Origin of the sequence: Streptomyces sp. NPDC002773 (assembly GCF_040295605.1) — a bacterium.
Taxonomy (GTDB): domain Bacteria; phylum Actinomycetota; class Actinomycetes; order Streptomycetales; family Streptomycetaceae; genus Streptomyces.
The window spans coordinates 1-13,893 of record NZ_JBEOVO010000064.1 but is presented as its reverse complement, the minus strand read 5'-3'; the positions used below and the strand labels follow the sequence as shown (position 1 = coordinate 13,893).

At 69.3% G+C, this 13,893-nt stretch carries 15 protein-coding genes; 6 read left to right on the top strand and 9 right to left on the bottom strand.

The genetic code is table 11. The features are described from left to right. Nucleotides 1-194: hypothetical protein (locus ABT034_RS34835; RefSeq protein ID WP_351221123.1), on the bottom strand; the 194-nt coding region annotated here is incomplete at its 3' end. A 1,055-nt stretch (nt 195-1,249) separates the two neighbouring features. Between ABT034_RS34835 and ABT034_RS34830 the strand changes: the two genes are divergently transcribed. Next, the gene (locus ABT034_RS34830) at nt 1,250-3,151 is read left to right on the top strand and encodes an ATP-binding SpoIIE family protein phosphatase (RefSeq protein ID WP_502973111.1); all 1,902 of its coding nucleotides are present in this window, start codon (nt 1,250-1,252) and stop codon (nt 3,149-3,151) included. Nucleotides 3,152-3,280: 129 nt separating this feature from the next. Here ABT034_RS34830 and ABT034_RS34825 read toward each other — a convergent pair whose 3' ends face one another. Together ABT034_RS34825 and ABT034_RS34820 are read right to left on the bottom strand one after the other, a co-directional pair. Next, on the bottom strand, nt 3,281-4,624 hold the full coding sequence (locus tag ABT034_RS34825) for a hypothetical protein (protein WP_351221122.1): 1,344 nt from the start codon (nt 4,622-4,624) through the stop codon (nt 3,281-3,283). A gap of 617 nt (nt 4,625-5,241) precedes the next feature. Further along, nucleotides 5,242-5,883, bottom strand: coding sequence for a hypothetical protein (locus ABT034_RS34820; RefSeq protein ID WP_351221121.1), 642 nt, complete (start codon nt 5,881-5,883; stop codon nt 5,242-5,244). On the opposite strand from ABT034_RS34820, the gene ABT034_RS34815 reads away from it, so the two are divergent. Both ABT034_RS34815 and ABT034_RS34810 read left to right on the top strand, forming a co-directional pair. Next, complete coding sequence (locus ABT034_RS34815) at nt 5,882-6,121, top strand: DUF8825 domain-containing protein (RefSeq protein ID WP_351221120.1); 240 nt, start codon at nt 5,882-5,884, stop codon at nt 6,119-6,121. The genes ABT034_RS34820 and ABT034_RS34815 overlap by 2 nt on opposite strands. After that, nucleotides 6,118-6,810, top strand: a complete 693-nt coding sequence (locus tag ABT034_RS34810) for a hypothetical protein (RefSeq protein ID WP_351221119.1) — start codon at nt 6,118-6,120, stop codon at nt 6,808-6,810. Before ABT034_RS34815 ends, ABT034_RS34810 begins: the two co-directional genes overlap by 4 nt. Before the next feature lie 106 nt (nt 6,811-6,916). Here ABT034_RS34810 and ABT034_RS34805 read toward each other — a convergent pair whose 3' ends face one another. The 4 genes from ABT034_RS34805 to ABT034_RS34790 form a co-directional block, all read right to left on the bottom strand. Continuing rightward, on the bottom strand, nt 6,917-7,054 hold the full coding sequence (locus tag ABT034_RS34805) for a hypothetical protein (RefSeq protein WP_351221118.1): 138 nt from the start codon (nt 7,052-7,054) through the stop codon (nt 6,917-6,919). Nucleotides 7,055-7,486: 432 nt separating this feature from the next. After that, nucleotides 7,487-7,888: a DUF6009 family protein gene (locus ABT034_RS34800; RefSeq protein ID WP_351221117.1), complete on the bottom strand. Its 402-nt coding sequence runs from the start codon at nt 7,886-7,888 to the stop codon at nt 7,487-7,489. Next, nucleotides 7,885-9,348 carry a DNA primase family protein gene (locus ABT034_RS34795; RefSeq protein ID WP_351221124.1) on the bottom strand — a complete coding sequence of 488 codons (1,464 nt, stop codon included), beginning with the start codon at nt 9,346-9,348 and terminating at the stop codon, nt 7,885-7,887. The genes ABT034_RS34800 and ABT034_RS34795 overlap by 4 nt, the downstream gene beginning before the upstream one ends. 68 nt (nt 9,349-9,416) lie before the next feature. After that, on the bottom strand, nt 9,417-10,526 hold the full coding sequence (locus ABT034_RS34790; RefSeq protein WP_351221116.1) for a bifunctional DNA primase/polymerase: 1,110 nt from the start codon (nt 10,524-10,526) through the stop codon (nt 9,417-9,419). 672 nt (nt 10,527-11,198) lie between these two features. Here ABT034_RS34790 and ABT034_RS34785 point away from each other — a divergent pair. Next, entirely contained in the window at nt 11,199-11,444 is a 246-nt protein-coding gene (locus ABT034_RS34785; RefSeq protein ID WP_351221115.1) for a hypothetical protein, read from the top strand. Between the two features lie 103 nt (nt 11,445-11,547). Here ABT034_RS34785 and ABT034_RS34780 read toward each other — a convergent pair whose 3' ends face one another. Together ABT034_RS34780 and ABT034_RS34775 are read right to left on the bottom strand one after the other, a co-directional pair. Next, nucleotides 11,548-11,820: a hypothetical protein gene (locus ABT034_RS34780; protein WP_351221114.1), complete on the bottom strand. Its 273-nt coding sequence runs from the start codon at nt 11,818-11,820 to the stop codon at nt 11,548-11,550. Next, nucleotides 11,820-12,053 carry a hypothetical protein gene (locus ABT034_RS34775; protein ID WP_351221113.1) on the bottom strand — a complete coding sequence of 78 codons (234 nt, stop codon included), beginning with the start codon at nt 12,051-12,053 and terminating at the stop codon, nt 11,820-11,822. The genes ABT034_RS34780 and ABT034_RS34775 overlap by 1 nt, the downstream gene beginning before the upstream one ends. A gap of 443 nt (nt 12,054-12,496) precedes the next feature. Between ABT034_RS34775 and ABT034_RS34770 the strand changes: the two genes are divergently transcribed. Further along, nucleotides 12,497-12,832 (top strand): ArsR/SmtB family transcription factor, encoded by a 336-nt coding sequence (locus ABT034_RS34770; RefSeq protein ID WP_351221112.1) that lies wholly within the window; start codon nt 12,497-12,499, stop codon nt 12,830-12,832. Continuing rightward, complete coding sequence (locus ABT034_RS34765) at nt 12,832-13,554, top strand: cation efflux transmembrane domain-containing protein (protein WP_351221111.1); 723 nt, start codon at nt 12,832-12,834, stop codon at nt 13,552-13,554. The genes ABT034_RS34770 and ABT034_RS34765 overlap by 1 nt, the downstream gene beginning before the upstream one ends. Nucleotides 13,555-13,893 lie beyond the last annotated feature (339 nt).

The window sequence follows — 13,893 nt, the reverse complement described above, 5'->3', positions numbered from 1 at the left end:
GGCGCCGGACCAGTCGTCTCGCTCATCGCCGTGCCGCTCGCGATCGGGTTGAACAGGATGACGAGCGTGGCCGCCACTGCGGCGCCCGACACGACAGCGGACTCGATGCTGCGCGAACGCCGGTACACCACCCCGCCGGCGAACAACGCCAGAAGGAACACGAGAGCGTTGAGTACCTCGATCTTGAAAATCACCGCGCGCTCACAGGGCTCGGGGGGACCGTAGGCCCGCTGTCCGTCATCAATGACAGCGCGGTGTCGGTCGCGTTCACTGTCTGCCTCCAGATCTCTCGGTGAAAGGGCACCTGCCGTACGCCCTGTTTTCACCATCCACCCCCCACCTGCGCGAATGAACCGGTTGGATGTTGTTCCCGGGACAACGTGGGGTTGTTCGGGGATTAACTCGTGGCTGGAGGGATCAGGTGGGGACCGCGAAGAGGCCCGGACGACCCTGGGCGCAGGCCCGCGGGCCGTGCCGAGAGATCAACGACTTGGTCCACACTCTGCGGGACTGGCTCGACGAATCGAACATCTCTGTCGCCAGGCTCCACGAACTTCTGACCCCGGAGCACTTCGAAGGCCCGATTCCGGCGCTGCGTCGTCTGCGTGAACAGCTGAACGGTGTGGGCCTGACCTGGGAGCTTGCCGAAGCGGTCGCTGACGTCTGCTTCCCCGCCGAGACCGGACACGAAGCGAGTGCACGGCTCAAGCGCATCAAGGTCTTGTGGACCGCCGCTGACACGTCACCGACGCCGGCTTCGCACGATCCGGCGTACAGCCTGATCGAGGCCCAGCAGCGCACCATCGCGGCGCTGGAAGACCTCAACCGCGTACGCCAGGCGTACGAGGTGAGCGAACAAGCCCGGCTGCAGGCCCTTCAGGTAGCGACCCTCCTATTTGCCCTGCTCGGACAGACCCAGGCGCAGGTCGCGCAGCTCAGCAGGCAACTCGACACGATCAGGACATCCCACAACCCTCCGCCGGTGGAGGTGGAGAAGGCCGAGACACGGCTCGACCGGGCTCAGCAGCAGGCAGCAGACCTCCGGTTGCAGCTCGCACGAGCAGAAGCCGAACGGGACAAGGCACAGCAAGTGGCCGACCTGGCGGCCCGGCAGATCAGCCAGCTGGAGGAAGAACTCCGCGGCCTACACCCGGCTGCCGACCCGGACGACACGACAGTGACCGATTCCGCTGTCGTGCTCCCCGACCAGAGACGAGCAGTCGACGACGACGCTCTTGACCAGGTCGACATGGCCCTGCGGAAAGCCCGGGACGTCCTCGACCGCGAGCACGAAGCCGTTGAAGAGGCGGCCGCGGACGTGGGCTGGGCCGAGGAGGCCCGGAACCGGATCGTCGTCGGCGAAGCATCCAGCGCGCGAGGCGGGAAGAGCTCGGAAGGGTTGTTCGGAACAACCCCCCACAACCCTCCCACCAGCGGAATTAGTGCCTCTCCCACGGCATTACCCGGCAGTCCGAGTAGGGACAGAGTGAGGTTCATCGGTGCTGCGACCCGCCGGATCGCCCGCGGCCTCGACCTGGACGAGATCGTGCTCGGCCTGTGCCGGGCCGCCGCGCCGAGCTTCTCCGACGAGATCCTGGTCTACCTCCGCGACCCGCTGCCGGTGGGCGACGAACGCCCGATAAGGCGGTTCGTGCTGCGGCTGCGCCGGACAGAGCGGATGAGGACTTCAGATGTACCCGGTGAGGAGCATGTCCTCGTCCCCGACTCCAGCCATGTCTCAGCTGCTGAATTCTGCGAGGTGCGGTCGGGCGGGGCGCTCGCCGAGGTACTGCGCGGGGTGCGGCCGGTCTTCGGCGACTCCACCACCACCCACACCGCGCTGACCGAGCTCCTCGGTCCGGATCAACGCGTGGAAAGCGGCCAGCGGACAATGCTTGCTCCCGTACGTGGGCGTCGCCGCGTAATCGGCACGCTCGTGTTCCAACGCCGCCCGGAACGTCCCGCTTTCGAGCAAGACGACCTGCAGGTCGCGGCGCAGTTGGCCACCCATACCGCGCTCAGCATCGACAAGGCCGCCCTGTACGACCAGGGGGCGTTCATTGCGGACGAGCTCCAGCGGACGATGCTGCCGGACTCGCTGCCGCAGCCGACCGGGGTCAAGCTCGCCTCGCGCTATCTGCCGGCCGCCGAGACCGCCCGGGTGGGCGGCGACTGGTACGACGCGATCCCGCTGCCCGGCAGCCGGGTCGCCCTGGTCGTCGGCGACGTCATGGGCCACTCCATGACCTCGGCCGCGATCATGGGCCAGCTGCGCACCATGGTGCAGACCCTGGCCGGCCTCGACCTGCCGCCGCAAGAAGTCCTGCAGCGCCTGGACGAACAGGCGCAGCGGCTCGGCGAGAACCGGATGGCGACCTGCATGTACGCGGTGTACGACCCGGTCACGCACCGGATCACCATCGCCAACGCCGGTCATCCACCGCCGGTACTGCTCCACCTCGGCGGCCGCACCGAGGTCCTGCAGGTGCCACCGGGTCCTCCGATTGGGGTCGGCGGGGTGGACTTCTGGGAGGTCGATCTGGACGCGCCGGCTGGTGCCACGCTGCTCCTCTACACCGACGGCCTGGTCGAGTCCCGGCAGCGGGACGTCTGGACCGGCATCCAGCAGCTCCAAGAGCGCCTGGCGGCGACCGCGCAACTCGCCGGCCCGGACCACTCGCCGCCGTTGGAGGAGCTCTGCGACGACGTCCTGGACATGCTGGGCCCAGGCGACCGCGACGACGACATCGCGCTGCTCGCGGCCCGCTTCGACGGCATCGCGCCGAACGATACGGCGTACTGGTTCCTGGACCCGGAGAATACGGCCCCGGGCCGGGCCCGGCGACTGGCCCGGCAGACACTCGCCCGTTGGGACCTGGAGAACCTCACCGACTCGGTCGAGCTCCTGGTCAGCGAGGTCGTGACGAACGCCGTGCGGTACACGGAACGGCCCGTCGCACTGCGGCTCCTGCGGACGGACGTGGTGCGCTGCGAGGTCGCCGACGACTCCTCGCGCCTGCCACAGCCGCGGCAGGCCCGTGACACCGACGAGGACGGGCGCGGCCTGTTCCTGGTCAACCGGCTCGCGAGGCGGTGGGGCGCGACCCGGCTCTCGGGTGGCAAGGTCGTCTGGTTCGAGATAGACCTCTGAACCGCGCGCGGAAGCCCCGTGTTGCAACCGGTCTTCCACCACGCGGAGCCCCGGGGACCACCCCGGGGCTCCACCCATGTCCGGCAACCCTTCTCTCCCACGACGAAGAAGCCGTCCAACGAGCTGCACTCACGTACCAGGGCCTGCGGGCTGCTGGCGCCGCGGTCCCTGAGCCTCCGCGCAGGTCTTGTGCGACGGCACACCGTCCTCATCACGGAGATTCGTGGCCACCGAGCAGTACCGGCACGGCCGCAGCTCGGACGACCAGTGGACGCTCGACCGCCAGTCCAGCAGGCGCTCTTCGACACGGTCGTCCGGCCCCGGCTGCCGCGGGATCGCCGGGACCACAGCCGCCGGGGGCTCGGAGTGCGGTTCGGGCTGTGCAGGGATGGAAGGGACCGACGGCCATGCCCCGATCGGCCGGGGCGAGGCCGACGGCTGAGCCGGAAACGGCGGCAGCGTGACGGCGGATTCAACCGAGAGGGCTGCAGCGGCGGCCTGGGCAGACGGCCGGCACGTCGGTGCCCGGTGACTCGCGTGTGTGGGCAATTCTCGTTCGTCCTCCGGCTCGGCCGACGGCAGGACCGGGCGACCGATGTTGAAGTCCTCGAGCCGTTCCTGGTCCGCGTCCGTCACCCAGAACCGGTACGTCTTCGATCCCGTGCGGTGCTCGACGGGAACGATCAGCCCGGCAGCGGTCCGGCGCACCAGGTCGTCGAAGAAGACGTCCCGCGGTTTCGGGGTCACGTGCATCTGGCCGCACCGGCGTTGTGTCTCCGGACACCGGTACAGGGCGCGGTGGTCGCAGCGCCAGAAGTCGAGCGCCCGGTATCCCGACACGACGCGCAGGTCGCCCGACTTCGCGATCACCTCGGCCGGCAGGTTGTCGCTGCGCGTCCAATGTGTGTCGGTGCGACTGGCGTAGTCCGAGCGGTCGGTGTGCCAGGCCGGGGTGATCCCGTGCTTCGCAGCCCTCGCCGCGCGGGCCTTCACGCTTCGCGGCCCTTCATGAGCGGCGGACGAAAGCTGGATCTCCCACCCGATGCGGATCCCGCCCTCGCCCTGGACGAGGGTGTCGGTCTGGATCCACGACCGCGGCCCCACCGGTGTGCGTACCTCGCTATGCGCGGGCCATCCTTCAGTGGACGACACCCGGCAGATGCGTTCCTGATATGCCTTGTGCTCGTCTGACAGCATCGCCTGATGGCGCGCTTCGTCCTCGGCCCGCTCGTGCACGGCCTCCTTGCGGCCGTTCCGCGGCTCCCGGAGGTACATCCACGCGACCACGCCGGCCTCTCGGCAGACCCCGCCGCACTGCAGGCCTCGTTGGGACACCGGCACGTTTCTGTCGGCATACAGCCGATCCGTCTGATACAGCAGTTCCCACAAGCCCGGCCTGCCCTCCCAGCCGAGATCGTCCTGGGTCAGGTCCAGCTCGATACGCAGCTTTTCGTGCCAGACGATGTTCGCCAACGTGGCCCACCTTCCACCCTCGAGGAACTCCCGCTCTGAAGGTAGAACCAGGCACTGACAATCCGGCAGACATAGGATCAGCCATACGAATCTGGACAGCGCGTTCGCATCAGCCGCCCTCGAATGCCCCTGGAACCGAGAGCCGGCCCGCCGCACACGCTCCCTCAGCGCTCGCCTGCAGGGGCGATGGCGACCTGAGCCCCGGCCATATCCCGCGTCTCTGCTGCGGTCCCGCGCCCGGTCCTCCTCATGGCGAACGGCCCGCACCCCTGCCTGGTGCGGGCCGTTCGGCTGCCGATGCATCTGCCGGAAGGGGGAAAACGGCAGGTGCACGGGCAGCCGGAGCAATCCCCATGCGCTCACCACCCACCTGCCCCCGATCTCCCGTCTCACTCCACACCCTCGGAACAGGTGGACAGGCTCTTCAACGCCGAGAACATGGCCGTCCTGGCCCCGGAAGTCCGCCTGATCTGGGCCTCGGACGGGACCTCGCCGCCATCCCCGCCGGCCACACGCTGCCCCAGAAAATCCGTCATCGTCGTTGAAGGCCACGCCAACGGAATCAAATTGTTCAGCGCCAGACGTACGGCCTCTGCCGATGGACGAGCGCCGGCCCTTCAGCTGATCGCATACTGCCCGGGAGCCAGGCCCAGCTTGCTCCGGCACGAGTCGATGGCCCGCGTGACCCAGGCGGTCACGGCGTCGCGGTCTGCCGCGATCACGTGGAGCTCACGGGCCTTCTCATGGGCATCGACCATCCAAGGGAACAGCGCCTCCTCTCGAAGGACTCGGTCGAAGTGCTCACGAGCCGTGTCCGCGTCCCCGAGCAGGGCGGCTGCGATCCCTGAGTCGAAGCTGTCCCAGAGGAACCCGCGCCGCACCGGCCTGGATGTCAGGTATCGGGCGGCATCCGGCAGGACGGGGAACCTCTCCCTCAGCGCGGTCACGTTCGCAGCCGCCTGCCGGCTGAGTTCGTGTGCCAGCCGTGTGAACTGGTCCTCGGTGCGAAACAGATCGGAGCCGACCCGGACGGCGTCCACGTGGAAGGCGAAGTGGTCCACGTCGTGCCACAGCCACATCGCGCCGACGTACAGACCGCTGCCGGCAATCCGCGGTGGGGTGAACTCCACAACCCCCAGCCACCACCCGTGATCATCGATCCACAGCCGCGACCGCCCGCGCTGGGCCAGGCCGAGCGGCTTCAGGGACTCCCGGGCCGCTGAGGTGATGATCCGGAGTACCGGACTACGAGCTGCCATGACCGGCATTATCGACTGCCCTGGCCCGAGCTCCAGGAGCTGGACCGGCCGGCGGTCCCGGCGTCCTGGTCCCGGTGGAGGCCGTGACCAGGGAGCCGCCAGCCCGGTCCGCCGGCTGGTCCGGCTCTCCGCCGAGGTCTGGTTCCACCCGTACTGGGCCCGGCCCCGCCCGGGCGCCGGCCGCGCCGAGCTGCTGGACCAGGCCCGCGCCCAGCACCGGGAGAAGGCGTCGGCATGAGCGGGGAAGCCGACAACGTGATCTGGCACGTGCGGTGCCGTCCAGACACCACCCCGGACGGCCACCGCAGGGTCCTGGACCTGCTCGGCGACTTCACCCCGATCGTCCAGCCGCTTCCTCCGCTGGCCGCGCTCGCTCAGCTGCGCGGCGCCGGCCGCCTCTTCGGCGCGGCGCCCGAGCGGCACCGGGCCGCGACCTCCGCCCACCCGCTGCTCCGGCGCACCGCCGCCCAGAGCCCCCACCTGCCGCCCGACCTCCTGCGCCTGCTCGCGCGCGCCGAGGACCCCCTGGTGGACGAGTTCTTGGCCAGATGGCACCCCGACACCCCGGAGGAGGTCCTGATGCGCGTGTTCGCGCGGCTCGGCGGGACGTTCTCCGCGTGGATCGCGGAGACGCACCCCCGCTTTCCCCGCGAGGGTCTCGCCGCACGCTACGCGGACCACCCGGACGGCAACTACCGCCGACTGGCCGTCCGGGACCCGGCCGCCACCCCAGCACTGATCGAACGGCTCAGCCACGACCCCACGCTCTGGACGCGCCAGGCGGCGGCCCGCGACCCGCGCCTCCCGCTCCACCGGCTCCGCGGAGCCCTCCACGTCCCCGAGCTCGCCTCCAGCGCCGGCGCCAACCCCGCACTCCCGGAAGGCGAGATGGCCGCCGTCCTGGACCGGGCCGGCGCTCCCGCCTGACCGCCGAACAGAACCGCCCCAGTCGGCGGCGCTCTCCTGCGGCCGGTCCGAGCAGTCCTCGATGCGCGGGTCATGATCAACCGGGCGCCCCTGGGGCCGGGCCGGGTTACAGACCGATGCCGACGAGGGGGCTGTTCTTCACGCGGTCGACGTCGTCTATGTAGCGGGCCAGGACGCGCGAGCCGCCGGCGCGGGCGATCTCCAGCGGGTCGTGTCCGGCGGCGCGGGCAGAGAATCTCTCCACGTAGCCGGCCGAGAAGGCACGTCTGACGATGCCCTTCCACTGGATAGTCCCTATGAGCTGTGGCTGCCGGCATCCGCCCTGCCACACCCGCAGGTCAAATCACCCGAGGCCAATCATGTCCAAGAACTTGACTTCGTGACACAGCCTCTGGCACAGGCAGTGCGACCCGAGTACGGGTTCAATCAGCTTCCCCGCGCTGGAGGCCTCGGGCCTGCGCACGCGTCATCTCGTCAGCAGCAGGCGATGAGCACATCCGGCCCAGGGTGCTGCAGGGTACGCAACACGTGCACTGCCATTCCCAGCCACCTGGTGCTGGGCGTGGCCCGCCACGCTGTGGCGGGAGGTCAAGGAGCGAGGAAGCACGGCAGCTCGAACTTCGAGGATGTGGAAAGTCCGGTCGCTTGAGTCGCTTCAGTCTCTGTCGGTGGACTGTCACAGAGGAAGCGTTATCCCGAGCTCTTGCATCGCGCTGGAAGGGGGGCCTCCTTCCGAGCGTTCCGTCTTTCTGCCTTTGGCTCGCGGTTCGAGAGTGCCGGGGTCGATGGCTTCGGCCGGGGCGGAACTGGCGTACAGGCCGGCGGGGTCGCTGTCGCGGTCGTGTGGCAGGAGCCAGAAGACGCGGCGGCGGAAGGTGCCGGAGGCCCGGGAGGCTTTGGCGTCGGTGCTGAGTGTGGCGTAGCCGACCATGCGGCCGTCGCGGTGGTAGGCGGGCTTACCCACGCGGGTGGGGAGGCGGTCAAGGCTCTGACGTACGTAGTCGAGGTGGGTGATGTCCTCGAGCCAGACGAGTGCGGTCTCGTGCTTGAGATCGTTCTCGCTGATCAGGGAACTCATGACGTCTCCTCATGGGCGAGCAGTCCGATGCCAGGGTAGTACTTCCTCGAATTCGACAAGATCATCTCTTTCGGGGAGGCGAGGCCGAGAAGCTCGCGGGCGCGGGCGGCGAAGGTGCGGTTGCTCATGGCGATGCAGCCCTCGCTGAGGCACCAGCCGCGGTAGGCGTCGTAAAGGGATTTCTGCTCGGTGCGCGCGTCGGCGTGGAGGAGGCAGGCCTCGTCGAAGAAGCGGCCCGTGTGGTCTTCCGTCTCGGCGTAGGCGTTGGTGGCGATGCGCACCTTGTCGGGGCCGGTGAGGTCCTTTTCGCCGGCGAGGTAGCGGCGGGCGCCGTCGATGAGCCAGTTGAGGATGCCGGGGCCTTCCTCTGCGACGAGGATGTCGGCGAGGTTGTCGATGCGGCGCTCGTCGGCGACGGTGCGTTCGAAGGGGATCAGGCGCATGCGGCGCCAGAAGGCGAAGCCGCCGGTGCCGACCTCGGGGCGGTGGTTACCCAGGAGCCAGAGCTTGTGGGTGGGGTTGAAGGAGAAGAAGTCCTGCCGCATGCGACGGGCCTTGATGCGGTCGCCGCCGGTGAGGTGTTTGACGCGGGCTTCGTCGAACTTGTCGCCGGGCTTGACCTCGGAGCAGACGACGACGCGTCGGCCGTGGAGTTCGGCGAGGTCGGTGGGGTGGCCTTCGTAGAGTCGGGCCATGAGGAAGCCGGGTGGTGCTGCGTCGGCGTAGTCGCCCAAGAGCTTCATAGAGACGTCGAGGAGGACGGACTTGCCGTTCTTGCCAGCGCCGAAGAGGAAGGGCATGACCTGGCCGCCGACGTCGCCGGTGATGGAGTATCCGAGGAGCAGCTGCAGGAAGCCGATCATTTGGGTGCCTTCGGCGTCGTCGCCGAAGGTGTCGGCGAGGAAGCGCTGGAACCTGGGGATGGGCATCGCTGCCGGGCCGACGGTGGTCGAGCGGGAGTGGAAGTCCTTGTTCGGGTCGGGGGTGCGCACGAGGCCTGTGTGGAGGTCGACGATTCCGGCCGGGGTGCACAGGGCGTAGGGGTCGGCGTCGAGATATTCGGCCTTGAGGACCATGCCGGGTGCGGATTTGGCCTGGGCGAGCATCGCGTTGATGCCGGAGGTGCTCAGGGCTCGGCGTCGGTGTTTCTTGAGTGCCTCGACGGGGTGCTCGCCGGTGGGGTCGGTGGTGGCGAGGTGTTCGCCGATCTCGCCGGCGGCCCAGAGGACGGAGTCGTCCTCGTCGACCTGCCAGCGAGTGGTGTCCCACCGGTACCAGCCCAGTCCGGGGACGTGGCGGAAGTCGGCCCGGTAGAGCTTGACGAAGAGCTTGGCGTTGCCGCGGTCGGTGAGGGAGTCGGGTCGCAGGCCGTGGGCGGTCGCGGGCGACGGGGCTGTCGGTGTCGTTTGCTCGGCTGGCGCGCCGTGCTGTGGTGGCAGGACAGGGGCGGCCTTGGCCATGATCTGCTCGGCCAGGGCGTGGGGGTCGAAGTCGAAGAGCGTGTTCGGCTCGCCGCCGGCGGTGCTGGTCACGGGCGGCTCCCGGGGTGAAGAGGACGGCGCGCTCCGGCGGTCATGCCGCTGCGGATGATCGTCTGGGCACGGGATTCCTGCCCGGGGCGGGCGAGGCGGGCGGTTTCCATGAGTGCGTTCTCCGCGTCCTGGCCGGTGAGGTGTCCTGCGGCGACGAGGCCGCCGACGGTGTAGGCGGCGCGGTTGAGTTTCTCGGTGAACCCGGTGCCTTCGGCGGCGTGGGCGCAGTCGGCGATCTCGGCGAGAACGGTGGTGAGTACGGCGACGACAGGGTTGCCGGTGCCACGGGCGGCGAGGACGGCCTGCCGGGCGCGGCCGGGCACGGGGCGGGGGGCGGGAACGTGGGCGGCGGGCAGGTGGTGGGTGCGCTGGAGTTCCTGGGCGAGCCACGTCGGGAGCGGCGCCGGGGTCCGTACGGTGCCGAGTGGGCTGTAGGTACCGGCGCCGGTGGTGGTGCCGGGCGCGATGATGTAGCCGCCGTCTGCCCGGATGTCGACCTGCCAGGCCAGGGCGCGGGTGGTGCTGGAGCCGGAGGAGCACTGCCAGCGGCGGGAGTCGGTCTGGCGGTACCAGACGTGCAGGCCGCCGGAGGGGGTGCGTACCCGAAGGGTGGTGGTGTCGTCGGCCGGGCTGGGCTGGCCGCGGAGGGCGGCAAGGACGGCCAGGGTGTGGAAGCCGGTGGTCATCGCCGACACATCGATGTCCTCGGCGATGTCGATGCCGGGCAGGAGGCGGTTGCGTGCCGGCGGCGGTGCGGGGTGGGCGTCGATGTCGATGACCACCAGGTTCGCCGGCCCGCAGGCCACACCCACGCCCATCTGTGGCCTGGGTCCCCACCATTCCTGGATACGGGTGCTGTCCAGGGTGGCGGCGTGGAAGCCGTGGCACCAACGGCCTGCTGTCCGGCAGGAGCAGGTCCTGCGGTCGTGTCCAGGTTTCCGGCAGGCAGGACAGTTGGCAGCGGGGGTCTTCTTGCCGGGGGCCAGTGGATGGACCGGCCAGCCGTGGCTGGCGCACCAGCGGGCCAGCGTCAGCGAACTGGGCTGGGCAGTTGAAGCGATGGTGCGTCTTGAGTCGCTGGATGAAACCCGCAGGTCAGCAGGCATTCGATCTCCCCATAGCGACTGAAGCGACTCAACGACGGAGACAGACTAGCGAAGACGTCTGTTCGGCTGGACCACCTTCCCGTCCGGGCGTGCCGCTCTCCTGCCCCGGCCAGCGACCGAGCGACTGACGCAAGCGACTCGACCACTGGGCAAGCGCATGGGTCGCTGCCACAAACCAGCAGGTCAGGGGACCTACCGAAACCAATCAGCGACTGAAGCGACTCAAGACGCCTATATATGACACGTACACGCGCGATCTGCAGCGCTGATATGTAGGGCTTCGGTCGCTTCAGTCGCTACCCACTTCCGTATCAAGCTTCTGACCTGCTCTTTTGTTCCAGTGACTGAAGTTTTCCAGAGTCGCTAAGCTTCAGTCGCTGGTCACTCCGAGGCTGTCGCTTCAGCGACCCAAGCGACTGAAGCGCCGCCATGCGGCCCGGATCTAGTTCGTCATCTGGCCGACGCCTGGACTCGTCGGCGCCGCCAAGTCAGCCGCATCAGCGCCTCTGGGCGTGGGGCCCCGCTGTTTCGCCGTGCCAGTGTCTGGCACGCGAGTGCGGACTCGCCTGAGCCTTGGAAGAGGGTCTGTACCAGCTCCACCCGCTGACTTCGGCTTCGCTCAGAACCTGGACCGGGAGACCGAGGCGTACCAGGCGCCCACCCTCCCCGTACGTGGCCGCCTTCGAGGCGACGAAGGCGCTGTACGAGATCACGTGCCGGGACGTCGGCGCCGACATCGACGTGTTCTTCGACTGCGTGCTGGGGCGTGCGCGCGTAGCGGCGGCCAGCGGCGGCAGCAGGGGTGACCGCGTAGGCGCTGGCTCGTGCGAATACTGCGCTGAGGCGTCTTGCACCCAAAGCGGTCCGGTCCAGGTGGCGGTGGGTGGTGTGGGCCCCGCGCGGCGAGCTCTGCTCTGAGAGGGAAGGGCTCTACAGGGGGGCGTCAGCCCTGCGGGGTCCGGGCCGGACGGCGGCGCAGTGATGGGTGGCGAGGTCAGCCTGCCGCGCTGGCTTGGACAGGCTAGACCTCGAGGTAGGCGACGACCACCACGGTCTTCAAGGCCGTGACCCAGTACAGGAGCCGCACGCGCTCGACTTCGTCGGCGTACTCGCGCAGCTGGGGGCCGGCGGTGTCGCCAGGGATCGGCTCGCCGACGTCGGGGTCGACGGAGATGACGACCAGGGCGCGGTCCAGGGCGTGGATCTCCGCTTCGCTGGTGATGTTCTCCAGCTGCTTGGCGGCGGAGTCGGAGAACGCGATCCGGGCGCGGCGGCGGCCGTGCTGCGGGGCCATCAGGCGACGGCCGGACGCTGGGACGCGAGGCGGGCGAGGTGAGCCTCGCGCAGCTCCTCCCAGGGGGTGCACTGCTCAGGGTCGGGCAGGCCGTTGGCGGCGATGTCCTCCAGGACTGCGGCGAACCGGTCGGCGTCGGCGCGGGTCTTGGCCGCGTACGCGCGGACCGCGTCGGCGGCCGCGGGCTCCAGCTGCCGGGCGGCGGTGTCGGCGGGGGCCGGCTGTTCGCTCATCGAGGGCTCCAGAGGGCAGAACTGGCGTTGCTCACCACGGTATCGCCGGGCAACCGGCCCCGGGACCACTCCGGCCGAACCAGCCTTCGCGACTACGTTCCGTACTGCTCACAAGCGCCCGGGACTTCAACTCTTATGTGTCACGCTCCGTCCTCGGATCCAGCCTGGAGGCCCCTATGGACTCCAAGAAACGGACATAAAGGGACACATTCGAGGTGGCGTGACACTTTCCCGAGGGAGCGTGACAGCCGGTGTCACGCTCACGCTCAGTCAGCGTGATACCCGGCCGGGAAGGAGCGTTGGTGCGGTCAGCTGGCGCCGGAGCGGGCTGTCCCGTGACAGAGAACCTGGACTGTTTGCCATCGAAGTTGGACTGCCGCGAAGGCGGCAAAGCTGAGGGTGCAAGGTTTCGTGAATTCAGGCTTCTGTGTACTGTCAGTGGTGTGCTGACTCTCGCTGCTGAGATCGAGGTGCTGGCGCGGTTCGGCCGTGCTCTCGCCGACCCGATCCGCTGCCGGATCCTCCTCGCCCTGCGCGAGGCCCCGGCTCACCCCGCCGACCTCGCTGACACCCTGGAGATCTCCCGGACCCGGCTGTCGAACCATCTGGCGTGCCTGCGGGACTGCGGCCTGGTCGTCGCCGTCCCGGTCGGCCGCCGCACCCGCTACGAACTCGCCGACGAACGCCTCGGCCACGCACTGGACGACCTGCGCACCGCCGTGGTCGCCGTCGAGGCCGACAAGACCTGCGTGGACGCAGACGAGAAGGGCTGCTGCTGATGACCGCCGAGATACCCATCGGCATAGGCCCGGCCCCGGCCCGTCGCGACGTCCTCGCCCGCCGGATACGGCTGCTGGTCGCGGCCACCATCACCTACAACGTCATAGAGGCGATCGTCGCGATCACCGCCGGAACGATCGCCTCCTCCACCGCACTGATCGGCTTCGGCCTGGACTCCGTCATCGAGGTCTCCTCCGCCGCCGCTGTCGCCTGGCAGTTCTCCGCCCGCGACCACGCGGTACGCGCCGCCCGGGAGAAAACCACCCTGCGGATCATCGCGGTGTCGTTCTTCGCGCTCGCCACGTACGTCACCATCGACGCCGCCCGCGCGCTGGCCGGCACCGACGAGGCCGAACGCTCCATCCCCGGCATCGTCATCGCCGCCCTCTCCCTCGCGATCATGCCGTTCCTGTCCGCCGCCCAGCGCAAGGCCGGACGCGAACTCGGCTCTGCCAGCGCGGTCGCCGACTCCAAGCAGACCCTGCTGTGCACGTACCTCTCCGCCGTCCTCCTGGTCGGCCTGGTCCTCAACGCCACCCTCGGCTGGTCCTGGGCCGACCCGATCGCCGCCCTCATCATCGGCGCCATCGCAGTGAAGGAAGGTCGCGACGCCTGGCAGGGCAAGGGCTGCTGCGCAACCCCGGCCGCCGCGGCAGCGCCCTCCGTCAGCGTCGAAGGAGACTCGTGCGGTTGCCGCCCCGGATGCGACTGCTGCAACTGACCTGAAGCCTGTCGAACGCGGAGGACCCCGGCGATCGCACTGCCGGGGTCCTCCGCTGTCCACTCAACCTGATGGTGCTGGCAGCGCCGGAGCAGCACGGCGTCCGGCTCCTGGCCAGAGTCGGCGGAATGACAGGCGAGCGAGCCCTGGACCGTCGGCGGTTCAGGGCTCGCGGGCTTCCCGGACCGGCCTGAGCCACCTGGGCGGCCCGGGGGGGGGGGGGGGGCAACGGGCGGGTACGGGTTGTGCGTCAGGTGGGCAACCCACCCACCCCCAGGCCCGGGGAGCAGGGAGTGTGCGCGGTTGGACAAGTTTTAAGATTCGTTGGGGTCACACGGT